This is a genomic window from Sulfurospirillum sp. (genome assembly GCF_036802865.1).
Lineage (GTDB): Bacteria > Campylobacterota > Campylobacteria > Campylobacterales > Sulfurospirillaceae > Sulfurospirillum.
The window spans coordinates 314955-340023 of record NZ_DAIRVK010000001.1; the positions used below are offsets into that span (position 1 = coordinate 314955).

Below are 25069 nucleotides of genomic sequence, written 5' to 3' on the forward strand. Positions count from 1 at the left end.
ATGACAAAAAGATTGTATTACAAACATTTATTGAAAAAGCATCTGCCTCTTTTGGGCGCACTTTTATTGCTCAGCTTTGTACTTTATGAGATCAGTTTCTATATTTTTAAAACCTATCGTGCTTTTTTTAATTCGGATGCCGCCATCGCTAATATCTTAGCGGAAGAGATAGTACTAGCAGGAAGTTTTTTCCCAAGTCATTGGTGGTATGTTAATAATGATATATGGATTTTTTATAAGCAACTTTTAGTTATTCCTTGGGTTCTTGCTGGAAAAAATGGATACTTTGCACATGCTTTCACCGTGTTCGAAGTTAGTATTTTTATGATCATTTTTATCTACCTCTTCTTGCGCTCTTTAATGCTCTCTCGGGCATCTGCTATTATGGGAAGTGTTGTCGTTTGTATAGGATATTCACCGATGTATTTACGTGAACTGTATGGTGAGGCTGCGTATACATGGTATTTTTTATTTATGATTGCATTTATGTTTATTTTTCGCAAACTCAGCCCTCATGTTATTAGTAAAAGTACGCAGATTAAGGCTTTTATCTTTTTTATGATGTTGCTGTATTTACTTGTACTTGCAAATCCTGTACGCTTTTTTGTCTATTATGTAGCGCCATTTTTGGGAGCTTTAGCGCTTTCCATCTATTTTGCAAGAGACAGTCTTAAGACGTTTCAACATGTTGTGTATCGCCTTTTATCTGTAAAGCGTATTGTTATATTTGCTTTTGCTTGTTTAATTATGGGCTTGGCGGCTATGGCACATTTTAATCTCTTGGAAAGTTTGCATTTAGCAGGAGGTGCAAATAACGCGAACCTTGTTTCCCTTGAAATTCTTCCCGTTCATGCCGCACATGCACTTTTAGGGTTACTTAATTTTATAGGGGCTGAGTGGAATGAGGGTGTCCGAGCATCTTCTTTAGAGGGCGCTATTTCACTTTTAAAATTTGCACTCTATCCTTTGGTTTTAATTATTCCTGCCTTACACGTTAAAAAATCTTTTTATCAAATGAGTTCTACGGAACGCTTTTTTGTTCTTTTCTCCTATGTAGGATTTACAATTATTTATATACTTTATTCGACCACAGGATTGCATGAACACGCATGGGCAGCACGTAATAATATTCGTTATATTTCACCTTTTGTTATGATGATTTTAGTGTGCAATGTCATTATGTGGCGCTTTTTTAATCCTATATCAAAAGTGATTTTATCATTGTGTTTAGCGATGGCAATGGGACTATCATGGAATTATGTTTCTCCTAAAGAGTGGAGGGGTATTGTTGATGAGCGTATCGGTTTAGTTGAAGAGCTTAAAAGTAGAGGATTACATTTTGGGTATGCTTCGTATTGGGATTCCCATATTTATACTGTTTTCAGTGATGGTGAGGTTGATATTCGCCCTATTGATATCGATGAAAAAGGTGTAACACTGGTTAAATGGTTATCGAGTGATAGATGGTATCAAAGAGATTCAACCGATGGGAAAGTTTTTTTCCTCGTAGAGCATGAAGATATACCCGATCTTGAAGTAGGAATTAAAAATCTCAATATGCCTGATCCCATTGAAGAATTTAAATTTGGAAAATATACGATTGTCGTTTTTGAAAAAAATCCGCTTTATGTGAAAAAAAGTAAAGCAGAAGCTAGGAAGAAAAAGCGTATAATGACAGCTCCATAATTTCTATATAAAGGCGTAGCTTGGAGTCTGTCAAGATTAGTGTTGTTTCCCCCATTTATGGCTGCAAAGAGTGTTTATTTGAACTTTATGATCGTTTAGTAAAAACACTGAGTCAAATCACTGAAGATTACGAGATTATCTTCGTCAATGATGCCTGTCCACAGGCTTCGTGGGCGCGCATTGTGATGTTGTGTGCTAAAGACCCTAAGGTTAAAGGTATTAATCTCTCACGCAATTTTGGTCAACATTATGCGATTACAGCAGGACTTGATCATGCAAAAGGTGATTGGGTTGTCGTGATGGATTGTGATTTGCAAGATAGACCTGAAGAGATTATCAAGCTTTACAATAAAGCATTAGATGGTTATGACATTGTTTTTGGTAAGCGTGTCGATAGGCAAGATAGCTTCTTCAAACGTCTTGGATCATCAGCATTTAACAAAGTTTTGGAATATTTTACAGAGACGAAACATGACAATAGTATAGCCAATTTTGGTATTTATGCTCAAAAAGTGGTAGAAACGATTAATCGTTACCGTGAACATACACGCGATTTTTTACTCTTTGCACAAATGGTTGGGTTTAAAAAAGCTGAGATTGACATCGCACATGCTCCTCGTGCGTATGGGCAATCTTCCTACAATCTCTCCAAACTTATTCGTCTTGCCATTGACTCTATTGTTTCACATTCTAACAAACCTTTGCGGCTCTCGATACAATTAGGTTTTGTCATTGCATTAGCAAGCCTTATTTATGCATGCTGGCTTGTTGTTCGTTACTTCTTTTACCATACACCGGCTGAAGGTTGGACAAGTTTGATGGTATCCATGTTTTTCATGTTTGGACTGTTGTTTGCTATTATTGGCATTACAGGGCTTTACATTGGAAAGATTTTTGATGAGGTTAAAAGACGACCTCTTTATATTATTCAAGAGACAATCAATTTATGAAAAAAATAGCTATTTTACAATCAAATTATATCCCTTGGAAGGGGTATTTTGACATTATTGGCAGTGTAGATGAGTTTGTTCTGTATGATGATATGCAGTACACGAAAAATGATTGGCGTAACCGCAATAAAATCAAAACGCAAAATGGACTTCAGTGGCTCAGTATTCCTGTACGCCAAGAGAGTTTACACCAAAAGATCAACGAGACAAAAATTACGGATCCAAAATGGAACGTGAATCATTGGAAAAGCGTTGCACAAAGTTATGCAAAAGCTCCGTGTTTTAAAGAGTATAAAGAACAATTTGAAGCGCTGTATGGAAGTGCAACACAAGAAGGTATCAGTGAAATAAATCGTCATTTTATTGATGCAATATGCGCAATGCTTGACATTAAGACTATTATTCGAGACTCACGTGAATTTGTATTAGCCGATGGCAAAAGCGAGAGGCTTTTAGCGTTGTGTCAAGATTTGGGGGCAACGCATTATTTAAGCGGTCCTGCAGCTAAAGATTATCTGGATGAATCCATTTTTAAAGAAGCAGGTATTGTGGTTGAGTGGATGGATTACAGTGGGTATGTTGAGTCTCATCAACTGTTTCCTCCGTTTGAACATGGTGTGAGTGTGATCGATCTGATCTTAAATGAAGGCAAAAATGCCAAAAATTATCTTAAAAGTACAGGCAAATAAATGATACATTTCAATAAACCTCCTAAAACAGGCAATGAAGAAAAATACGTGCTCGAAGCAATGAATAGCCTTAAAATTTCAGGCGATGGCGCATTTGGAAAGCGTTGTCAGAAATGGTTTGAAGAGCGTTACCACTGTTTGAAAACATTAATAACCCCTTCATGCACACATGCCCTTGAAATGGCAGCATTACTCATAGACATTAAAGAGGGCGATGAAGTCATTATGCCAAGCTATACGTTTGTAAGTACGGCTGATGCGTTTGCTTTGCGTGGAGCAAAAATTGTTTTTATCGATGTCAGACCTGAGACGATGAATATTGACGAAAGATTGATTGAAGCGGCGATTACACCAAAGACAAAAGCAATTGTTCCTGTGCATTACGCAGGTGTTGGATGCAATATGGATGTCATTATGGACATTGCAACACGCTATGACCTATTTGTAGTTGAAGATGCTGCCCAAGGCTTTGAAAGTACCTATAAGGGTAAACCCCTTGGAACCATCGGTCATTTAGGAGCGTTTAGTTTCCATGAGACTAAGAATGTCACCAGTGGTGGCGAAGGTGGACTGCTACTCATTAACGATGAGCGTTTTTTACATAGAGCAGAGATTATTCGTGAAAAAGGAACGAATCGTAGTCAGTTTTTCAGAGGTATGGTCGATAAATACAGCTGGGTAGACATCGGTAGCAGTTATTTGCCAAGTGAGCTTCAAGCTGCCTATTTATGGGGACAACTCGAGATGGTGGATACTATCCAACTGCACCGAATGAACAGTTGGAAGACGTACTATGAAAGACTTGAACCATTAGTAAAAAAAGGGCTGATTGAACTTCCTTTTATTCCTGAAGGATGTGTTCATAATGCGCATATGTTTTACTTTAAAGTGAAAGACTTGGAAGAGCGAACAGCACTTCTCGAAAAATTCAAAGAGGCAAATATTGGCGCTGTTTTTCATTATATTCCACTGCATAGCGCCCCAGCAGGCTTGAAATTTGGACACATGTTTGGTGAAGATCTTTATACAACTAAAGAGAGTGAGCGATTGGTTCGCTTGCCGATGTATTATGGCTTAACGCTTGAAGAAATTGATACTGTTTGTGAGATTTTGATGAAATGGAGCGTACGTTAATGGCGCATTTGTACATTTTTGGAACAATCTTTTTTACGGTTTATGGGCAATTGGTTATTAAATGGCGTATCCCTTTTCATGGGCATTTACCCGACCTTGGTACTGAAAAAATCATTTTTTTGCTCAAGCTCTTTTTAGACCCATTTATTTTAAGCGGATTTGTTTCTGCTTTTGTAGCCTCGTTGTGTTGGATGGCGGCAATGACAAAGTTTGAATTAAGTTATGCGTACCCTTTTATGGGGCTCACATTTGTTGTTGTATTTGTTTCATCGGTTTTCTTATTTAACGAAAGTGTTACACTTTATAAAGTTCTAGGTTTAGCACTTATTGTGTTAGGTATTTTCATATCAAGTCGAGCATAAGAGGTGAAGGTTCACCTCTTATTTTGCTGGTTTTATTGTAATTCATTCTTCTGAGATTTTCTATCTTTTTTAGTATCAAAACTACACCTTTCATGGGCATTAAACGTTAACGCTATCTTAAGTCCCCTTTGGGTAAAATAGAGAACTTTTTGATGTAAAGGATATTCAATATGAGAGGCTATAAAGTCTTTGCAGGAACGGCAAATCCAGAGTTTGCAAAACGAGTGGCAAAACATCTTTCTCTCCCTCTTTCGGCAGCTGAGATTAAGACCTTTAGCGATGGTGAGATCAGTGTTCAAATCAGTGAGAGTGTACGTGGAAAAGATGTTTTTATCATCCAGTCAACGTGTGCACCTGCTAATGTTAACTTGATGGAGCTCTTAATTTTAACAGATGCACTAAGACGCAGTTCAGCTAATAGCATCACGGCTATTATGCCTTATTTTGGTTATGCGCGACAAGACAGAAAAGCGGCACCTCGTGTTCCGATTACGGCAAAACTCGTAGCCAATATGATCCAAACAGCGGGAATTGACCGTGTTGTTACGATCGATCTTCATGCAGGACAAATTCAAGGTTTCTTTGACATCCCTGTTGATAACTTGTATGGTTCTATCATCTTCAATGATTACGTAAAAGCTAAAAACCTTAAAAACCCAATTATTGCAAGTCCCGATATCGGTGGTGTTGCACGCGCTCGTAGTTTTGCAAAATTACTTGGCGTTGACATGGTTATCGTCGATAAGCGTCGCGAAAAAGCGAACGAGTCTGAAGTGATGAATATCATTGGTGATGTTACAGGCAAAGATGTTATCTTAGTCGATGATATGATTGATACAGCAGGAACGATTGTCAAAGCGGCTGAAGTACTCAAAAAAAGAGGTGCAACCAGCGTTATGGCATGTTGTACGCACGCAGTTCTCAGTGGTCCAGCGTATGAGCGCATTGCTAAAGGTGAGTTGGATGAGCTTGTTGTGACTGACACTATCCCTCTTAAAGAGACCAATGAAAAGATTAAAGTTTTAAGCGTTGCTCCTGTTTTTGCAGAAGTCATTCGTCGTGTGTATCACAATGAAAGTGTAAATGGACTTTTTGTTTAATGCAGAAAAATATTCGTAACTTCTCAATTATTGCTCATATTGACCATGGTAAAAGTACCTTAGCGGATCGTCTTATTCAAGAGTGTGGGGCGGTAAGTGCGCGCGAGATGACCACTCAAATGATGGACACCATGGACATCGAAAAAGAGCGTGGCATTACCATTAAAGCTCAAAGTGTACGTTTGACGTATGTTAAAGATGGGCAACCTTATATTCTTAACCTGATTGATACTCCTGGTCACGTTGATTTCTCGTATGAAGTGAGCCGTTCTTTGGCTTCGAGTGATGGAGCACTTTTAGTTGTTGATGCCTCACAAGGTGTTGAAGCACAAACCATTGCAAATGTTTATATTGCTTTGGAAAATAACTTAGAAATTATTCCTGTTCTCAACAAAATTGACCTCCCTGCGGCTGATCCTGAGCGTGTAAAAGATGAAATCGAACATACCATTGGACTTGATTGTTCTGAAGCTTTGAGCGTGAGTGCAAAAAGTGGTATTGGTATCAGAGAACTTCTTGATACGCTCGTTGACAAAATCCCTGCTCCTACAGGCGATGAAGATGCCCCGACAAAAGCACTTATTTACGATAGCTGGTTTGACAACTATCTAGGCGCTCTTGCGTTGGTTCGTGTTTACGATGGCTCGATCAAAAAAGGGCAAGAAGTTTACGTTATGGGTACAGGAAAAAAACATGAAGTCTTGAACCTTATGTATCCGCATCCACTTGTTCTTGAAAAAACACCGATGATTAAGACAGGTGAAGTGGGCATTGTCGTACTTGGTCTTAAAAACGTAGGCGATGTTAAAGTGGGCGATACCATTACGGATTTTCGTAATAAAACGAAAGAGCCTATTCCTGGTTTTAAAGAGGTTAAACAGTTTGTTTTTGCGGGACTTTACCCGATTGAAACCGATAAATTTGAAGAACTTAGAGACGCGCTTGATAAGCTTAAACTCAATGACTCAAGCATTTCGTATGAGCCTGAAACTTCCGCCGCACTTGGCTTTGGCTTTAGGGTTGGTTTCTTAGGTTTACTTCACATGGAAGTTATCAAAGAGCGTTTAGAGAGAGAATTTGACCTTGATCTCATCGCCACAGCACCAACAGTAACCTATAAAGTTAAAACGACTAAAGGAACGGTGCTTGATATTCAAAACCCAAGTCAACTTCCTCCAGTGAATGAATTTGAAGAGATTCAAGAGCCTTATGTCAAAGCAACTGTTTTAACACCAACCGAATTTTTAGGCAATATCATCATTTTGATGAATAACAAACGTGGTATGCAAAAGAAAATGGACTACCTTAGTCCTGAGCGTGTACTTTTGGAGTATGAAATTCCACTTAATGAAATCGTGATGGATTTTTACGACAAACTTAAATCGGTCAGCAAAGGGTATGCAAGCTTTGATTACGAGCCGATTGGGTATCAAGTGGGTGATTTGGTCAAGCTTGATCTTTTGGTTGCAGGTGAGCCTGTGGATGCACTATCCATCATCGTTCCAAGAGTCAGTGCGCAAACTAGAGGGCGTGACTTTGTTAAAGCGATGAAAGAGATCGTTCCTCGTCAGCTTTTTGAAGTGGCGATTCAAGCAAGCATCGGCACGAAAGTTATCGCACGTGAAACGGTCAAATCTATGGGTAAAAACGTGACAGCAAAATGTTACGGTGGTGACATTACCCGTAAACGAAAACTCCTCGACAAACAAAAAGAGGGTAAGAAACGTATGAAATCCATCGGTAAAGTTCAATTACCGCAAGAGGCGTTTCTCACCATTCTCAAAATCGACTAAAACCTTGCGTTGCCATCTCTGCCTTAGGCTTAGTTGGCAACCCCTTTGTAAGAATTGCTTACAAACGATTTTAGCTCCAACACCTGCTTTTAGAGTGTTGGAGAGTGGGCTTAAAGTCTACTCGTTTTACAACTACACAGACATTGCTCCTTTGCTTCACACTAAACATACTTACATAGGTGCTAAAATATTTGCACAACTAGGAAAGCACACCTTCTTTGAATTTTTAAAAACGTTTGAGTTTCCTGCGGGTATTTTTGCGATTCCCATCGACGACCATGTTAGACATGGGTATTCACACAGCGCGATTTTAGCTAAAGCAACCAAACCTTTTTTAATGCCACTCTACGGAAGTTTAAGAGCAAAAAATCATGAGAGTTATTCTGGAAAAAGTAAAACCTTTAGGCAAGCCAATAAACGTGATTTCATCTTTACATGTAAAGATGAAATAGATGTTATTTTGATTGATGATATTGTGACTACAGGAAGCACTTTGGAAGAGGCATATGAGACACTAAAAAAGCATGGAGTCAACGTACTTTTTGCGCTTGTATTAGCGGATGCAAAAGAAAATTAAACGTTTATGCTCTATCGCACGAAGGTGTATAGATAGGCGAGGTACTATTTTTTTCAACATGCAATTTAATCATAAGTAAAAAGACTTGGTATATATCTTTATCGTTATGTTTCGCAATTGTTTTTAATGTATCATCAATATTTTCAACCCTAATATGGTTTTCCAAAAGATTTTGTTGGAGAAGAGAAACATCGCAGTTAAACAACAAGCAAAGTTCTCTAAACGTTTGATTTTTTGTGTTCTGCATCAGAAAGTCGATGTTGTCTTCATGGCGGATATGTTTGTTAGAAATGATAGCAATACATTCTTGTAGAAGTTTTCTAATAGAACATCTTCTCAGCCAAGTATGCACACCTAAAAGCACAAGAATCAAAAGTGCCGCTAGCTTATGTACGATGAGATTAGATGGTGTGAAATCTTTAAGTACAAAAATTATACCCGTGACATACAGCATTATAAGCATCAAAATGATGGCTAGAATAATTGCTACTTTAAGAATGGTTTTATTAGATCGTGCAAACACAAAAGTTCCTTCAAAAGAAGTCAAATGACATAGAACGTTGTTTTGAACTTAAAAAAGTCAACGTCAATTAGGTTCTTTGTCATTTTATAGTAGCTAAAAAATCTTAAATATCTTCCGCCAACTCTTTTTCTTTACGAATTAAGTACCAGCCTAAAATGGCACCAAAGAAGAAAACTGCTATAACATAAAATCCTGCAGCATATTTACTGAAAAAGTTTGCAAGAATCGGGATAAGAAAAGCGGTTAAAGCCCCCGTGATGGCATAAGAAATATTAAACGAAAAAGCGACTCCACTGTATCTTACTTTGGCAGGAAATGCTCGTACCATGTAATACGGGAACGCCCCTACAATGCCAACACTAAACCCAGCGATAGGATAAGTAATGTATAAGATATTTCCACCAAGCGATAGCGAGAAGAAAAATGTTGTAATTGCAAAAGTTGCAAATAAACAGCCGATTGCGATCACTTTACCAACAGAAAATTTATCTGCAAGATAGCCGTAAATAACTGCTCCAATTGCTAAACAAGCGGTTGCAAGAAGTCTTGATACGGAAACATCTATCTCTGAGAAGCCAAACTGTCCTTGTAAATAAACATGTGAAGTGACAATGACAACCATAATGCCTGCGGATAAGATCCACGTCAGCAATATAGAGATAATTATTTGAGGTAAATGGTTAGATAAAACATCCCAAACGGGTAATTTTTTTGAACTCTCCACTTTGGCTCGTTTTTGCATTTCCAAAAAAATAGGGGTCTCTTTGAGCCAACGTCTAAGGTACATCGCAATAAATCCAAAAATTCCGCCTACGATAAACGGGACTCTCCATGCCCAACTGTGCATCTCTTCTGCGTTGAAGTTACTTTGCATAATGATAGAGATGAGCGAACCAAGCAAGATACCAAGGGTAAGTCCTGATGTGAGTGTCCCACATGCAAGACCTACTTTGTCTTTGGGAACGTGTTCGGCTACAAATGTCCAAGCTCCAGGAATTTCTCCACCAACGGCAAGACCTTGACAGACGCGAAGAAGTAAAAGTAAAACAGGTGCAAAATAACCAGCACTTACATAGGTTGGTAAACAACCAATCAGGAGTGTGGGTACTGCCATAAGAAGAATGCTAAGCGTAAACATACGTTTTCTACCAAACAAGTCACCAAAATGTGCCATGACAATCCCACCAAATGGACGTGCAAGATAGCCAGCGGCAAAGATGCCAAAGGTTTGAAGTTGACTAAGCCATATAGGCATATCGGCAGGGAAAAATAAGCCTCCAAGCACTTTTGAAAAAAAGACAAAAATTATGAAGTCATAAAATTCTAGCGCACCACCAAAAGCGGAGAGTGAAAGTGTTTTGTAGTCCTGAGAATTGAGCATTTGTGTCGTGCGTTGATGTGACATCTACCATTCCTTATTTATAAAGCTTGAAGTATAACAAAAATTTGTGTGACCCCGTAGCTTTTTCATGTCAAAATTGTTTATAAAATAATCAGAAGTTTAAAAAGGGTCAGGGCTAAACTTTTAACTTTTTGCTATAATTTTCATTAAATTTCTTTCAAAAGTCAAGTTTGCAAAAGAGAAAGCAAAGGACAAAGGTTGCTCTGGCAGGTTGCCGAAGAGCAGCAAACGTACTAAGAGTTATGCAAGAATATTATAAAAAGAGGTATGCATGCCAAGAAGATTGCGTATTGAGAGTTGTGGTTACCATCATATTTACAACCTAGGTGTCAACAAAAGCAATGTATTTACAGATGAAAGAGACAAAGCAAAGTTTATAGAGCTAGTGGCAACAATTTCCAAAGAGTTCAAGTTCAATATTCATGCCTTTTGCTTGATGGATAACCACTATCACATTTTAGTACAAAATACGTATGAAAATCTCTCTTCAGGTATGCGACAACTTAATGCGCAATATGCAAGTTATTTTAATAGACGTCACGCAAGAGTAGGGCATTTATGGCAAGGTCGCTACAAGTCGTGGTATGTATTAGATGACAAATATCTTTTTACACTCTTTAAATACATTGAGTCCAATCCAATAAAAGCAAAAATAACTCATACAATAGGTGAGTATAGGTACAGCGCTACCTATAGTATCTTTATAGATGCTGTACCGCCTTTTTTGCAAAATTCATTTGTGCTTCGGGAGTATAATACCAAAGAGTTATTTGATCTTTTGAGTATCCCAATGAGTCAAAAAGAAGCCAAAAGTATAGAAGCATTGCATAAAACAAGATATAAAGAACTTGATGGAAAAATAGAAGCTATACAAAAAAGTGATATAGCAAATTATTTTTTACATGTTAAGACAAAACAGGAGCGCAATGAGGCAATACAAGTTGCGTATAAGAATGGGCACAGTAAAAGTGATATTGCACGATACCTTTCTTTGAGTGTGGCAGGTGTGAGTAAAATCCTAAAAGTTAAAAGTTTAGCCCTGACCCCTTTTGTAGGGAGACTAAGCTGATGCAAAAGAAAACTCAAGTATAATAAAATAATTTACATTGCAAGGTTAATGAATGGATAATATTTTTGATTCAAACCAAGATATCAAAACGATCAGCATTGAAGAGTCGATAAAGACCAGTTATCTTGACTATTCGATGAGCGTTATCATCGGGCGTGCGCTTCCCGATGCGAGAGATGGACTAAAGCCCGTACACAGAAGAATCTTATATGCGATGAACGATCTTGCGATCTCTTCACGCAGTCCGTATAAAAAATCGGCACGTATCGTTGGTGATGTTATCGGTAAGTACCACCCACACGGTGACACTGCTGTTTACGATGCGCTTGTTCGTATGGCACAACCTTTTTCTATGCGTATTCCGATTGTTGATGGACAAGGAAACTTTGGTTCCATCGATGGCGATAGTGCAGCTGCGATGCGTTATACGGAAGCGCGTATGACACCGCTTGCTGAAGAGCTTCTTCGTGATCTTGATAAAGACACCGTTGATTTTGTTCCAAACTATGATGACAGTATGATTGAGCCAGATGTATTGCCAAGTCGTGTTCCCAATCTTCTCCTTAACGGATCAAGCGGTATTGCGGTTGGTATGGCAACGAATATTCCTCCTCACTGTTTAGATGAATTACTTGATGCGCTTTTGTTGTTGATAGAAAATGCTGATGCAACGCTGGACGAAATTATGGAGTTTATCAAAGGACCAGATTTCCCAACAAGAGGTATTATTTTTGGTAAAAAAGGTATTTTAGAGGCATATCGTACAGGTAGAGGTCGTGTTAGAATACGTGCAAAAGTACATATAGAGAAAAAAGGTAATAAAGATATTATCGTTATCGATGAGCTCCCATACCAAGTCAATAAAGTACGTTTGATTGAGCAAATCGTGGCACTTGTCAAAGATAAAATGATCGAAGGTATCAGCGAAATTAGAGACGAGAGTGACAGAGATGGTATTCGTTTGGTTATTGAACTCAAACGTGAAGCGATGAGCGACATTGTTTTGAACAATCTCTATAAATCAACCAACCTTGAAGTGACCTTCGGTGTTATTTTGTTGGCTATTTACAACAAAGAGCCGAAAATCTTTACATTGATTGAACTTCTCAAATTGTTTTTACGCCATCGTAAAACGGTTATTATTCGCCGTACAATTTTTGAACTTGAAAAAGCAAAAGCAAAAGCACATATTTTAGAGGGCTTAAAAATTGCACTCGATAATATAGATGAGATTATCGCTCTTATTAAAGGAAGTGCTGATACAAAAAATGCTAAAGATGGCTTGATAGAGCGATTCAATCTGAGTGAAGTCCAAGCAGGTGCTATCCTTGATATGAGACTTCAACGTCTTACAGGACTTGAGAGAGACAAAATCGAAAATGAGCTTGCAGAGCTTCTTTTAGAGATTCAACGTCTCAGTGATATTTTACGTAGTGAAGCATTGTTAAATGCGCTTATCAAAGAAGAGTTGATCGAAATTAAAGATAAATTCAAATCAAAACGTATTACTGAAATTGTTGATGATTATGATGATATTGATGTAGAAGATTTAATTGCTAATGAGCCAATGGTCGTTACGATTACACATCGTGGGTACATCAAACGCGTACCAGCTAAACAGTATGAAAAACAAAAGCGTGGTGGTAAGGGTAAAATCGCTGTAACGACGTATGATGATGACTTTATCGAGAATTTCTTTGTCTCTGATACCCATGATACGCTTATGTTCGTGACCGATCGCGGACAGCTCTACTGGCTCAAAGTTTACAAAATCCCTGAGGGAAGTAGAACAGCCAAAGGTAAAGCAGTCGTCAACCTCATTCAGCTACAAGCGGATGAAAAAATTATGGCTATTATTCCAACAACAGACTTTGATGAGACCAAATCATTGGCGTTCTTTACTAAAAATGGTGTTATCAAACGTACGAATCTTAGTGAATTTAAAAATATTCGCTCTGTTGGCGTTAGAGCGATTACCCTTGATGACGATGACGAACTTGTAACCGCAAAAGTGGTCACACACGATACTAAGAACCTTTTCATCGTGACTAAAAAAGGTATGTGTATTCGCTTTGAAGTAGGTGATGCTAGAGAAATCGGTAGAACGGCACGTGGTGTTACGGGTATTCGCTTTAAAGAAGAGAACGATAGAGTTGTCGGTGCTGCGGTTATTTATAACGATCAAGAAGAGTTATTAACTGTAACAGAAAAAGGTATTGGTAAACGAACAACAGCTGAAGAGTACAGATTACAAGGACGTGGTGGTAAAGGTGTTATCGCTATGAAACTTACTCCAAAAACTGCCGATCTAGTGGGTGTTGTCATTGTTGATGAAGATAAAGACCTTATGGCACTCACCAGCAGTGGTAAAATGATTCGTGTTGATATGGAGACAATCCGTAAAGCGGGACGTAATACCAGCGGTGTTAAAGTAGTTTCTGTTGAAGGTAAAGATGTCGTCCAAAGTCTTGCACGTTGCCCTAAAGAAGAGGTTGATGAGCTTGATGATGAAGGTTTGGAAGGCGAAGAGATTTCAGGAGAAGGTAGTTTGATTCTTCCTGATGATGTTCAAAGCGAAGAGTAATTGGAATGGTAGTTGCTTAAGATAAAAAAATATTTAAAGGTGTAGCTATGAATAGATGGTTTATGACACTTTTGGCAAGTTTAGGTTTGCTGCTTATTGTTTCGGGTTGTTCAGCAAAAAAAGATGAGCCACCGAAAAATCCAAAAGACGCTATGTATGATTTTAGTAATGAGAAATCATTTGTCGTCTATGGAGAAGGTATCGCACCAGTACATACTGTTTCACCAGCACAAGCAGTTGCCCTTGCAAAACGTGCGGCAATTACCGATGGGTATCGTCAACTTGGTGAGAAACTTTATGGTGTGAAAATTAATTCAACTGACACCGTGAAGGATGCTATGTTGAAAGATTCTCGTGTAACAGCACAAGTTAACGCTTTGATTAAAGATGCGGCTGTGACAGATGCAACCTTTAAAGATGGTCTATACAGCGTAAGAATGGAAATTACAATGAGTGCACGTAGGTGGCAAGAACTTTTTGCCTACTAGTAGGTTTAGCACAATTACTCTATTGCGGTGATGTTTTTTGGTTTTCATACAAAATCGTCACTGTCAATAGCGTTGTTATTCATGAAGAAAAAAACATTGCGCTTGCAATGATTCCTTATGAAGGTAAAAAGCAAATTTTGTGTGAGTTGCCTCTACAAAACAGTGCTAATCTTCCTAAGGAAGTCTTCTTACGAAAGCATTATGATACGATACTTCCTTGTTTCTATCCACTCTCAACACGCCTTTTATCTCACAATGAACAGCATATTAGACATGGCAATGACAGAATAGAGTTGGTCATCGAGCCAGTACGCTTCACAGTAGACTTTAAAGATGAATTTGCTACCATAAATGCCATTAGGTAAAACTCTTTTGGCAGGATTAATTAAAAATGCATGTTGCTATTGTAGAAGATGATATAAATATGAGAAAATCCCTTGAGATAGCACTCGGGGAGTACGAAGAATTTAAAATTTCTACCTATAAAAGCGCACTGGATGCACTCAAAAAAATTGATCAAAGTGTCGATTTGATTGTAACGGACATCAATATGCCAGGCATGGATGGTATTGAGTTTATTAAAAAACTTGATGGTGCTTATGACATAATTGTCATTACTGGCAACGCAACGCTAAGCCGCGCTATAGAGTCTGTACGATTAGGTGTTAAAGATTTTTTAACCAAGCCTTTTGAGATTGAAACATTGGTTGAAGCGATCAAACGACATGATAAAATTCGAACCAAAGTTAAAGAGAGTTTTGAAAAGATTGATAGTTCTAAAGAAGACAACGGCGATTTTATAGCGACATCTCCAGAGCTTGAAAAAGCACTTACAATTGCGCGAAAAGCTGCAAAGACTGATGTCAGTGTCCTTCTTTTAGGTGAAAGTGGTGTGGGTAAAGAGCTTTTTGCTAACTACGTGCATAAAAATTCTCCACGTGCCAAAAACGCCTTTGTAGCGATCAATATGGCAGCCATCCCCGAAAATCTTTTGGAAAGTGAACTTTTTGGTTATGAAAAAGGTGCGTTTACCGATGCTATAGCGGAGAAAAAAGGTTATTTTGAAGTTGCCAATGGCGGAACACTTTTTTTAGATGAAATTGGTGAGATGCCTATGATGCTTCAAGCAAAGCTTTTAAGAGTGATTCAAGAGCGTGTGATGGTACGCGTGGGTGGAACAAAAGAGTTACCTATCGATGTGCGTATAGTATCTGCAACCAATGCCGATATTAAAAAAAGCATCAAAGAGGGACAATTTCGCGAAGATCTCTATTATAGGCTTAATACAATTCCTATTGAAATTGCACCTTTACGACAACGTAAAGAGGAAATTTTGCCTATATGCGAGGTAATTTTAGAGCGAGTTACTAAAAAATATGGTTTGCAAAAACGTTATTTTTCAGAAGAGGCAATCGAATCGTTAATGACCTATCGATGGCCTGGAAATATTCGAGAGTTGATCTCTGTCGTTGAGCGTGCCGTGATCTTGAGTGATACCGAAGCGATTAGCAAAGAAGATCTTTTCTTAGAGAGTCGTAACTGGTTTAGTTCGTAGCAATCAAAATAAATAGACTTTTTTGATAACTTAATACGTTTTCTATTGGGTTATTAAAAAAGTCTCACATTAAAAAATAAGGTAAGAGAAATGAAAAAGTACAATGTAGCAATCGTTGGAGCTACTGGTGCGGTTGGCGAAGAGCTTTTTAGAGTATTAGAAGAGGTTGACTTCCCTGTCAATAATCTTGTTCCATTGGCAAGTAGTAAAAGTGCTGGTCTTGATGTTGAGTTCAAAGGTAAAACCTATAAAGTCATAGAGCTTACTGAAAAAGCTTTTGAAGAAAATAATGTAGAGATCGCATTTTTTAGTGCAGGTGGCGACATTTCTGCACATTATGCTCCATATGCTGCCGAAGCTGGAGCTGTTGTCATTGACAATACAAGCCATTTTAGAATGGATTCGGATGTTCCTTTGGTTGTACCTGAGTGTAATCCACAAGATATTGAACAATGGCAAACCAGAGGGATTATTGCTAATCCAAACTGTTCTACAATTCAAATGGTGCAAGTTCTAAAACCACTCGATGATCTCTTTAACATTACTCGTGTTGATGTAGCAACCTACCAAGCGGTCAGTGGTGCTGGTAAAGGCGGTATGGAAGAGCTTGTGAACCAAATGCAAGACTTTTTTGCATTCAAATTGGATCAATGTGAGCCTAAAACATTCGCGCATCAAATTGCACTCAATGTCATTCCTCATATTGATGTCTTTATGGACAATGACTATACCAAAGAAGAGATGAAAATGGTCAATGAGACTCAAAAAATCTTGGGTAAAAAAATGGAAATCAGCGCAACATGCGTGCGTGTTCCTGTTATGAGAAGTCACTCTGAAGCAATTACGATTCACTTTGAAAAAGATGTCAATTTAGAAAAAGCCGTTGAAGCACTTAAAAATGCTGAGAATGTTGTGGTTTTGGATAATCCAGCGAAAAAAGAATACCCAATGCCAATCATTTCAACCGACACCAATGAGACTTACGTGGGAAGAATTCGTAAAGACATCAACCGCGATAACATCCTTCATTTATGGTGTGTAGCGGATCAGATTCGTGTGGGTGCTGCAACTAATGCCGTTAGGATTGCACAAAAATGGATTAAGCAGGAAGAGGCTTAATGTTCGAAAAAATATTCGAATCAGCATTATGGTCGAGTAGATTTATTACACTGACAGCCGTTATTTTTAGTATATTAGCAGCATTTGCACTTTTCTTTGTTGCAAGTGCTGATTTGTATTATGTTTTAGTAACGACCTATCAGTACTTTTTTGCAGCTATTCATCCTGAAAATTTTCATGAAGATATTGTTGCTGAAATTATTGGTGCAATTGATCTTTATTTGATTGCTGTAGTTTTACTGATTTTTGGATTTGGTATTTATGAGCTTTTTATTTCCGACATTGATGTTGCAAAAGATTCTGGTGGCGAGAAAATTTTATATGTCAGTTCTTTAGATGAACTTAAAGATAAAATCGGAAAAGTCATCGTTATGGTACTTGTTGTAAGCTTTTTTCAGCGCGTATTGCATGCTGAGTACAAAGGTGCTTTAGAGATGTTGTATCTTTCATTATCAATTTTGGCACTTTCTTTAGGGCTTTATTTTTTACATAAGGGTGGAAAACACTGATGATTTTTGTAGATGCGTGTTTTGGTAAGAAAACTCCGTATACTCCAGTTTGGATGATGCGTCAAGCAGGACGTTATTTACCTGAATATATGGAAGTTAGAGCAAAAGCAGGAGATTTTCTCAAGTTATGTAAAGACCCTGAAAAAGCATGTGAAGTAACCCTTCAACCTGTCGATATTTTGGGTGTTGATGCGGCTATTTTATTTAGCGATATTTTAGTAGTTCCTTTAGAGATGGGAATGGAACTTCAGTTTTTAAAAGGTGAAGGTCCTGTTTTTTCTCATCCAATTAAAAACCAAGCTGACCTTGATAAGCTTGATGTTCAAAAAGCGATTGATGGACTAGAATACGTTTATGAGACGATCAAACTAATTCGTGGCAAACTGGCTGCCGATAAAGCATTGATTGGTTTTTGTGGTGCGCCTTGGACACTTGCGACCTATATGATCGAAGGTCAAGGAACTAAGACGTATGCACTTGTGAAAAAAATGATCTATTCTAATCCTCAATTTATGCATGCACTCCTCAAAAAAGTAACCGAAGTGCTTAAAGGTTATATGGAGCGCCAGATTCAAAGTGGTGCAAATGTCGTGATGATTTTTGACTCATGGGCAGCCGCACTTGAAGAGAGCGCTTACTTTGAATTTAGCTGGTCGTATATGAAAGAGATCAGTGCGTATCTTAAAGCAAAATATCCGCATGTTCCTGTGATTTTATTTCCTAAAGGCATTAGCGGATACTTGGATAAAATTGATGGTGAATTTGATGTCTTTGGTGTGGATTGGTCAACACCGATTGAACTTGCCAAAGAAAAATTGGGTCATAAATATGTCCTTCAAGGCAATATGGAACCAACCCGTCTTTACAGCAAAGAGGCGATTGATGAGGGTATTTCTCATATTGTAAAGATAATGAAAAATGAGAGACATGTCTTTAACTTGGGACATGGCATCTTGCCAGACATCCCAGTAGAGCACGCAAAATACTTCATCAAGCAAGTCCAAACACGTACTAAACTATAACAGTATGCCCTATAATAGGGCATATTCTCTTCACCTGAAAAGGACTTTTGAGTGAGCAATATCATTTTCGGACCCATTACCTCCAGACGTTTTGGGCAATCCCTCGGCATAGACCTGAGCCCTTCCTCCAAACAATGCAACTTTGACTGCCTTTATTGCGAACTTAAAGGTGCCAAAACAGTCGATAAAGCGAGTGATGTACCTTCTGTTACAGCAGTATTAAACGCCCTAAATGAGGCACTTCTGAAACATCACAATTTAGATGTGATTACTTTGACCGCAAATGGTGAACCTACTCTCTATCCTGAGCTTGATACTTTGGTCGATGGAATCATAAAAATCAAAAAAGAGACAAAACTTCTCATTCTCTCCAATGGATCGACGATCGTTGATACTTCTATTCAAAATATTCTCTCAAAACTGGATATTGTTAAACTCTCTTTGGATTGCGTGAGCCCTAAATGTTTTAAAAAGCTTGATCGTGCGCATAAGGGCATTGAAATTAACCAGATTATTGAAGGGATGAAAGCCTTTAGAAAGCGTTACTTGGGTGAATTGGTCGTAGAAATTTTAGTGGTTGATGGCTTGAATGATACCCTAGATGAGTTTAAGGCTTTAAATGCAGTATTACATGAAATTAAGCCTGATCGTATTGATGTGGGAACGATAGATCGTCCACCTGCATATGAGGTGAAAGGTGTGAGTATTGAACGTTTGCTGGAGCTTGCAAGCCTTCTAGAAGGTTTACATGTAAACATTGCATACAAGAAAAATTACATACCGCAAAAACGCCATTTTAATGAAGAAGAAATACTTGAACTTCTCAAACGCAGACCTCAAAGTTTTGAAGATATCGCTCTGTGTTTTGATGAACAAAGCCTTGAAAATCTCAACAGTTTGGTCGAAGAAAAATGTTTATATGTGAAAAATATTGCAGGGGTTGATTTTTATAAAGTAGTGTTGTAGTGGGCGAAATCGCCCACTATGAATTATGCCATTGCTAATTGCTGTTTTTTGTATTTAATTCTTTGTCCAAAATAGATTAATCCATAAATTCCTAGCCCTATCACATAAGCGATATAGTGACTTGGTAATCCAAGTTTTGCAGCTATAAGTTTTGGAAGCATCAAAAATGGAATAACAACAATTAAGCCGATGCGCTCAATAGTATTGATCTTTGTAAGAACAAAACTTTGTGTTGCCGAAGTAAAGGCAAACATACCCAGTACTGCTCCCCCAAAAATAAGTGCTATTTCAAACGGATTGGTGATCCATAACCATTTAGACGCGTTATTTGGGTCCCTTGGATCAACACCACCAATTAAAAGAAGTTCATTGTTGAAAAAGAACATAAAAGGTAGGAGTGCTGTACGCATATCGTAAATGAATGATTGCCAGCCAGTTACAATAGGATCACTTTTCGCAATCGCGGCGGCGGCATACGCTGCCATACCTACAGGTGGCGTGTCATCGGCCAAGATACCAAAATAAAAGACAAACATGTGTGCTGCAATGACAGGGATGAGATAGCCGTTATTGGCTGCTAATTCCATAATAATCGGAGCCGTTAACGATGCCATAACAATGTAGTTTGCGGTGGTTGGAAGTCCCATGCCAAGCACTAAAGAGACAAACATTGTTAAAAATAAGACACCTAAAATGTAACCACCTGAGAGATTGTCGATGACTTCTGCAAGGACTAGACCAATACCTGTTAGTGTGACAGAACCCACGATGATACCTGCAACTGCCGTAGCAGCGGCAATGGAAACCATATTTTTACCACCCATAACCATACCGTTTCCAATATCGGCAAAGCCTTCAAGGATCAGGGGAAGTGTTATTTTTTCTTTATTGAGCAATGCTTTAAAAGGTTTTTGAACAACCATGATAATCATCAAAAACATAATGGCACTAAAAGCAGCACTTTGTGCGGACTGCTTAAGAATAATAAGCGTGTAAATCAAGAAAAAGATCGGAATAAGATAGTGAATTCCTCTGATAAAAATAGGCCATGTACGCCCTAGAACACTGGGATCTTCACCTTTAAGCCCATGCTTTTTGGCTTCGATGTGAACGATGTAAAAAAGTGCAGCATAACAGGTAAACGCAGGAATAAAAGCTGCAAAAACGATGTCGGTATAATCAAGCCCTAAAAATTCAGCCATAATAAACGCAGCAGCTCCCATAATCGGTGGCATGAGTTGACCATTAACCGAAGCGGCTGTTTCAACAGCTGCTGCTTTGTGTGCACTAAAACCAAGACGTTTCATTAAAGGAATGGTAAACGTACCAACGGTGACGGTATTGGCGATGGATGAGCCTGAGATCATACCAAACATACCAGAAGCCGCAACGGCTGCTTTGGCAGGACCTCCGTCGTATCGTCCCAAAATGGTGTAAGCGACTTTGATGAAGTATTCACCCGCTCCTGCACGATCTAGGAGTGAGCCAAAAAGAACAAATAAGAAGACAAAACTAGCACTTACACCCAGTGGTACACCAAAAATACCCTCTGTTGTGAGTACCATCTGCCCCATAATTTTATTGATACTTGCACCTTTGTGGGCAATCATATCGGGAAGGTAAGGACCAAAATAATCATACATTAAAAATACCACTGCCGCAAGCATTAAAGGTAATCCCATAACCCTGCGTGATGCTTCAAGAACAACCAAAATGGTTGCAATACCGACAATGATGTCTGTCTGTGTCCATGCACCTGAACGCATTGCAAGGTCTTTGTAGGCATACCATTGGTATAAAATGGCAGCAACACCTACAATCATAATAACAAAATCGTACCATGTAATCGTCGATTTTAATTTTGGGCTTTTACTGATAGCGTGCATTGCAAATGCAAGCGTAATACCAAATGCCAAGTGAATCGCTCTGATATGAGCGCTATTACCTGGATCGATGACGATGTAAAGTTGGTATAAAGACCAACAAAAAGCAACAGCGGCAACAAACCAGTATTGCCACGTATTGTTTTCAAAATCTCTATGTCCTTCAAATTCGCTGATGAGTTTCGCATCATCTAGTCGTTCTTCAAGTGTTTTCACGCGTTAAACCTTTATGTGAATCTATAAGGCTTTTTTTTCAAAAAGCCTTACATGTAAGAATAGTTTGTAGAATTATTTAAGAAGTCCTGCTTCTTTAAATGCTTTAATGGCACCTGGATGTTGTGGTACACTTAAGCCTTCAAGTAAGCTCTCTTTGGTAATTGTTTTGTAAGAAGGGTGAAGTTCTTTAAATTTGTCAAAGTTGTCAAGAATGGTTTTGACAACTTGGTAAACCACTTCATCTTTCACTTTACTGCTGGTGATAAGAACCGCTTTGACACCAATGCTTGGAATATCGTTTGGCACACCTTTATAGTATGAGCCTGAGATGATACCTTTTGCATAATAAGGGTATTTCTTAACCAATGCATCAATCGCAGCTCCTTCGATAGGAACGATGTTGATGTCTACAGAGTTTGAGGCATCTTTAATGTTAGCCGTTGGATGACCTGCTACGAAAAAGTAACCATCGATGTGGTTATCTTGAAGCATTGTAGGACCTTCCGTTGATTTAAGCTCATTTGCTAAAGCTAAGTCTGAACGTTTAATGCCCAATGCTTCAAAAACAACATCAACGGTCATATTCGTTCCAGAACCCGGTGAGTCTAAGTTGAGCTTTTTGCCTTTAAGATCCGCCATTGTTTTGATGCCTGATTTTTGGCTCACAACAAGCGCTAGAAGCTCTGGGTAAATGGCAATTGCACTACGAAGCTCTGGCACGGCAGCAGCTCCTGTAAATTTACCTTCACCTTTGAATGCTTGATACGCAGTGTCACTTTGTGAAATACCAAAGTCAAGTTCGCCCGCTTTAATGGTGTTGACATTGTAAACTGAACCACCCGTTGATTCTACCGAACACCTGATGTTGGTCTCTTTTTTATTTTTATTGACCATTTGACAGATAGCGCCACCTGTTGGATAGTACGTTCCTGTAACGCCACCCGTACCAATCGTGATGAACTCTGCGGCAAACATTGGAACACTCAGTGCTCCAGCAAGAGCTAACGTAACAAGTTTCTTTTGCATATAGACTCCTTTATAGTTGAATATTTTATGCTACTATCTTTCTTCTTACTTTATATTTAATAATTTTATATATAAAGATATAACTTATGTTTTTTTTAAGAGTTGTGTGACAAAAAACTTTTTAATCAAATATATGCAAATACATCTTGACAATTAAATATTTTTTGACTATAATTTCGACCTCATTCAAAGTGTTCCGGATTAGCTCAGCGGTAGAGTAGGTGACTGTTAATCACTTGGTCGCTGGTTCGAACCCAGCATCCGGAGCCACTCTTTTTTTAATCCTCAAAATTTACTATTTCAACCAAATTTATTTCCAAACTCTCTCCAAGTGTGTATCATACATGTATCAGGAATGTTGTACGTTGCTTTTTAATACATTTTATATTATGATCGTAGCAAACATGTGTCGTATTTGTTAAATATGATCATACAAACGCAAAAGGACAAACACTACAATGGTCAGCGCACTTTCTGCATTAATGCAAGAAAAATTAAATACCCTCAAAGAGTATCACATCATTGAATTTAAAAAATATCCTTGGTATGATCCTACTGCTAAAAAAATTAGTAGCATGGGGCGATGGTCTTATCCAAACGTTAAAACCAAATCAACGCCTGATGGAACGGTTAAACTCGAATGGGAGATTGACAGTCAAACTGTTAAAGCACTGGAAAGACGCGGACTGATCAATGCAGTTGAATTTGGTGTAGGCGCTAGAGGAAAATTTCCTATCAAATATGAAATTGTAGAATAAATCCCCTTTTCCTCTTTTTTTGAGAGTATTTAACCATTATTTCTGCCTAACATTTAAAAGCTAGACCTCTCAAAATACTCAAAAATATCTTTAATTAAAGCAAAATAACTAGATTTATTAGATAAAGTTAGAGTTACTAAAATTAGGATGATAATATATGTTTGTACTTTGGGATGCCTTAAATGATGTCGGTGCACTGACAATCGCTTTATTACTTTTATCGTTAGGTATTGCTTTATTTTATGAAATGATTAATGGGTTTCACGACACTGCAAACGCAGTTGCTATGATTATTTACACGCATTCTATGAAGGCAAAGTATTCTGTTGTTATGTCTGGTATTATGAACTTTTTAGGTGTTATCATGGGTGGTATCGGTGTTGCCTATGCCATTGTTCACTTATTGCCTCTTGACATTATGGTGGAAACAAATCAAAATGCTGCATTGGCAATGGTGTATGCTTTGTTAATTTCCGCTGTTATTTGGAACTTTGGTACGTGGTATTTTGCTTTACCCGTTTCAAGTTCACATTCACTCATTGGTTCTATCATTGGTGTGAGTGCTACTTTTGGTATTTTAAATGGGTTTGATCTTTCTCACAGTGTGAATTGGAAAGTTGTTTATACGGTTTTAACAGGACTCGCTTTATCGCCAATTATTGGTTTTGGTTTTGCATACGTCTTGATGAAATTATCTCGAAAATATATTGATAATCCAAAATTATTTAAATCGCCTAATGATGAAGATAATAAAAGAAGACATCCTAGCTTTTTAGCACGTATGGGAATTGTCGCAACAGGTGCAGGTGTGAGCTTTGCACATGGTTCAAATGATGGTCAAAAAGGTATCGGTTTGATTATGATCATATTAATTGGCATTTTGCCCAATTATTATGCGCTCGATATGGACTCTCATCACTATAAAATCATTCAAACGAAAGATGCGGCAAACAACTTAGCAAGATTTTATGCGGATAACAACGAGAAAATAGTGCAACTTGTCAATGAAAAACGTCTTATTAGTGCTTTAAAAACAAAGAATTCCATTGCAGAGTGTAACGTGGATCAAGTTGCCACTACAACATCGCAAGTTGCTGCTAAATTGGATGGCTTGAGTTCTTATTCTCAACTTTCGCCAAAAGACAGATGGAGTATTCGTACAAGTATTCTTTGTTCGGATAACTTTTTTGCACAAGCGGAGAAGATTTATTTACTAACAGACAAAGATAAGTCTGACTACATTGCCAATCAGCGAAAGTATCTGGTAGCATCGATTGAATATGCACCTTATTGGGTTATTATGGCAGTTGCTTTTGCTATAGGCCTTGGTACGATGATAGGCTACCAAAGAATTGTACATACTATTGGTGAAAAAATTGGTGCTAAACCGATTAATTACATGCAAGGAACAGTCGCACAAGCAACTGCGATGGTGACAATTTTGTTGGCAAACTTTGCTCATGCTCCCGTAAGTACAACGCATATTTTATCCAGTGCCGTGACCGGTTCCATGGTAGCAGAACCAGATGGTGGCGTACAAAAGGGCACTATCAAAGTTATCATTCTTTCATGGCTGTTTACGTTACCCGTGACTGCTTGTTTGGGGTCGGCAATTTATATGGGACTTAACTTTTTTCTAAAATAAGATGATTATTTTT

Annotated in this window: 23 protein-coding genes and 1 tRNA gene; 20 read left to right on the forward strand and 4 right to left on the reverse strand. The window is 38.2% G+C overall.

Features of this window, described 5'->3' with window-relative positions; translation table 11 throughout:
* From V7Q04_RS01620 to V7Q04_RS01655, 8 genes are all read left to right on the forward strand, one after another.
* Positions 1-1686 (forward strand): hypothetical protein, encoded by a 1686-nt coding sequence (locus V7Q04_RS01620; protein ID WP_333803176.1) that lies wholly within the window; start codon positions 1-3, stop codon positions 1684-1686.
* A gap of 20 nt (positions 1687-1706) precedes the next feature.
* A complete protein-coding gene (locus tag V7Q04_RS01625; protein ID WP_333803177.1) occupies positions 1707-2636 on the forward strand; it encodes a glycosyltransferase in 930 nt (309 codons plus the stop codon).
* Entirely contained in the window at positions 2633-3325 is a 693-nt protein-coding gene (locus V7Q04_RS01630; RefSeq protein ID WP_333803178.1) for a WbqC family protein, read from the forward strand. The genes V7Q04_RS01625 and V7Q04_RS01630 overlap by 4 nt, the downstream gene beginning before the upstream one ends.
* Positions 3326-4459 (forward strand): dTDP-4-amino-4,6-dideoxygalactose transaminase, encoded by a 1134-nt coding sequence (rffA, locus tag V7Q04_RS01635; RefSeq protein WP_333803179.1) that lies wholly within the window; start codon positions 3326-3328, stop codon positions 4457-4459.
* Positions 4459-4821, forward strand: coding sequence for an EamA family transporter (locus tag V7Q04_RS01640; protein WP_333803180.1), 363 nt, complete (start codon positions 4459-4461; stop codon positions 4819-4821). The genes rffA and V7Q04_RS01640 overlap by 1 nt, the downstream gene beginning before the upstream one ends.
* Positions 4822-4991: 170 nt before the next feature.
* On the forward strand, positions 4992-5921 hold the full coding sequence (locus tag V7Q04_RS01645; RefSeq protein ID WP_333803181.1) for a ribose-phosphate pyrophosphokinase: 930 nt from the start codon (positions 4992-4994) through the stop codon (positions 5919-5921).
* On the forward strand, positions 5921-7714 hold the full coding sequence (lepA, locus tag V7Q04_RS01650) for a translation elongation factor 4 (protein ID WP_333803182.1): 1794 nt from the start codon (positions 5921-5923) through the stop codon (positions 7712-7714). Before V7Q04_RS01645 ends, lepA begins: the two co-directional genes overlap by 1 nt.
* Positions 7715-7718: 4 nt before the next feature.
* A complete protein-coding gene (locus tag V7Q04_RS01655) occupies positions 7719-8291 on the forward strand; it encodes a ComF family protein (RefSeq protein WP_333803183.1) in 573 nt (190 codons plus the stop codon).
* Between the two features lie 4 nt (positions 8292-8295).
* On the opposite strand, the gene V7Q04_RS01660 is transcribed toward V7Q04_RS01655, so the two are convergent.
* The gene (locus V7Q04_RS01660; RefSeq protein WP_333803184.1) at positions 8296-8814 is read right to left on the reverse strand and encodes a hypothetical protein; all 519 of its coding nucleotides are present in this window, start codon (positions 8812-8814) and stop codon (positions 8296-8298) included.
* A 103-nt stretch (positions 8815-8917) separates the two neighbouring features.
* Positions 8918-10219: an MFS transporter gene (locus V7Q04_RS01665; protein ID WP_333803185.1), complete on the reverse strand. Its 1302-nt coding sequence runs from the start codon at positions 10217-10219 to the stop codon at positions 8918-8920.
* Between the two features lie 268 nt (positions 10220-10487).
* Here V7Q04_RS01665 and V7Q04_RS01670 point away from each other — a divergent pair, with 268 nt between their 5' ends.
* The 9 genes from V7Q04_RS01670 (at position 10488) to V7Q04_RS01710 (ending at position 19528) form a co-directional block, all read left to right on the forward strand.
* Positions 10488-11285 (forward strand): transposase, encoded by a 798-nt coding sequence (locus V7Q04_RS01670; protein WP_333803186.1) that lies wholly within the window; start codon positions 10488-10490, stop codon positions 11283-11285.
* Positions 11286-11337: 52 nt separating this feature from the next.
* Positions 11338-13869 (forward strand): DNA gyrase subunit A, encoded by a 2532-nt coding sequence (gyrA, locus tag V7Q04_RS01675; RefSeq protein ID WP_333803187.1) that lies wholly within the window; start codon positions 11338-11340, stop codon positions 13867-13869.
* A 47-nt stretch (positions 13870-13916) separates the two neighbouring features.
* Complete coding sequence (locus tag V7Q04_RS01680; RefSeq protein ID WP_333803188.1) at positions 13917-14357, forward strand: LPP20 family lipoprotein; 441 nt, start codon at positions 13917-13919, stop codon at positions 14355-14357.
* Positions 14333-14722 (forward strand): hypothetical protein, encoded by a 390-nt coding sequence (locus V7Q04_RS01685; protein ID WP_333803189.1) that lies wholly within the window; start codon positions 14333-14335, stop codon positions 14720-14722. The genes V7Q04_RS01680 and V7Q04_RS01685 overlap by 25 nt, the downstream gene beginning before the upstream one ends.
* A gap of 26 nt (positions 14723-14748) precedes the next feature.
* Positions 14749-15912 carry a sigma-54-dependent transcriptional regulator gene (locus V7Q04_RS01690; protein WP_333803190.1) on the forward strand — a complete coding sequence of 388 codons (1164 nt, stop codon included), beginning with the start codon at positions 14749-14751 and terminating at the stop codon, positions 15910-15912.
* Between the two features lie 90 nt (positions 15913-16002).
* Entirely contained in the window at positions 16003-17031 is a 1029-nt protein-coding gene (locus tag V7Q04_RS01695) for an aspartate-semialdehyde dehydrogenase (protein WP_333803191.1), read from the forward strand.
* Positions 17031-17540 (forward strand): YqhA family protein, encoded by a 510-nt coding sequence (locus V7Q04_RS01700; protein ID WP_333803192.1) that lies wholly within the window; start codon positions 17031-17033, stop codon positions 17538-17540. The genes V7Q04_RS01695 and V7Q04_RS01700 overlap by 1 nt, the downstream gene beginning before the upstream one ends.
* The gene (gene hemE / locus V7Q04_RS01705; RefSeq protein ID WP_333803193.1) at positions 17540-18562 is read left to right on the forward strand and encodes a uroporphyrinogen decarboxylase; all 1023 of its coding nucleotides are present in this window, start codon (positions 17540-17542) and stop codon (positions 18560-18562) included. The genes V7Q04_RS01700 and hemE overlap by 1 nt, the downstream gene beginning before the upstream one ends.
* Before the next feature lie 51 nt (positions 18563-18613).
* Positions 18614-19528, forward strand: coding sequence for a radical SAM protein (locus tag V7Q04_RS01710; RefSeq protein WP_333803194.1), 915 nt, complete (start codon positions 18614-18616; stop codon positions 19526-19528).
* A 23-nt stretch (positions 19529-19551) separates the two neighbouring features.
* Here V7Q04_RS01710 and V7Q04_RS01715 read toward each other — a convergent pair whose 3' ends face one another.
* Positions 19552-21627, reverse strand: a complete 2076-nt coding sequence (locus tag V7Q04_RS01715) for a TRAP transporter permease (RefSeq protein WP_333803195.1) — start codon at positions 21625-21627, stop codon at positions 19552-19554.
* A gap of 72 nt (positions 21628-21699) precedes the next feature.
* Positions 21700-22653, reverse strand: coding sequence for a TAXI family TRAP transporter solute-binding subunit (locus tag V7Q04_RS01720; protein ID WP_333803196.1), 954 nt, complete (start codon positions 22651-22653; stop codon positions 21700-21702).
* Positions 22654-22848: 195 nt separating this feature from the next.
* On the opposite strand from V7Q04_RS01720, the gene V7Q04_RS01725 reads away from it, so the two are divergent.
* The 3 genes from V7Q04_RS01725 to V7Q04_RS01735 all read left to right on the forward strand — a co-directional run bounded on the left by V7Q04_RS01725 (position 22849) and on the right by V7Q04_RS01735 (position 25056).
* Positions 22849-22923, forward strand: a tRNA-Asn gene (locus V7Q04_RS01725).
* Positions 22924-23111: 188 nt separating this feature from the next.
* Entirely contained in the window at positions 23112-23411 is a 300-nt protein-coding gene (locus V7Q04_RS01730) for a hypothetical protein (protein ID WP_333803197.1), read from the forward strand.
* A 157-nt stretch (positions 23412-23568) separates the two neighbouring features.
* Positions 23569-25056, forward strand: coding sequence for an inorganic phosphate transporter (locus V7Q04_RS01735; protein WP_333803198.1), 1488 nt, complete (start codon positions 23569-23571; stop codon positions 25054-25056).
* Positions 25057-25069: the final 13 nt, after the last annotated feature.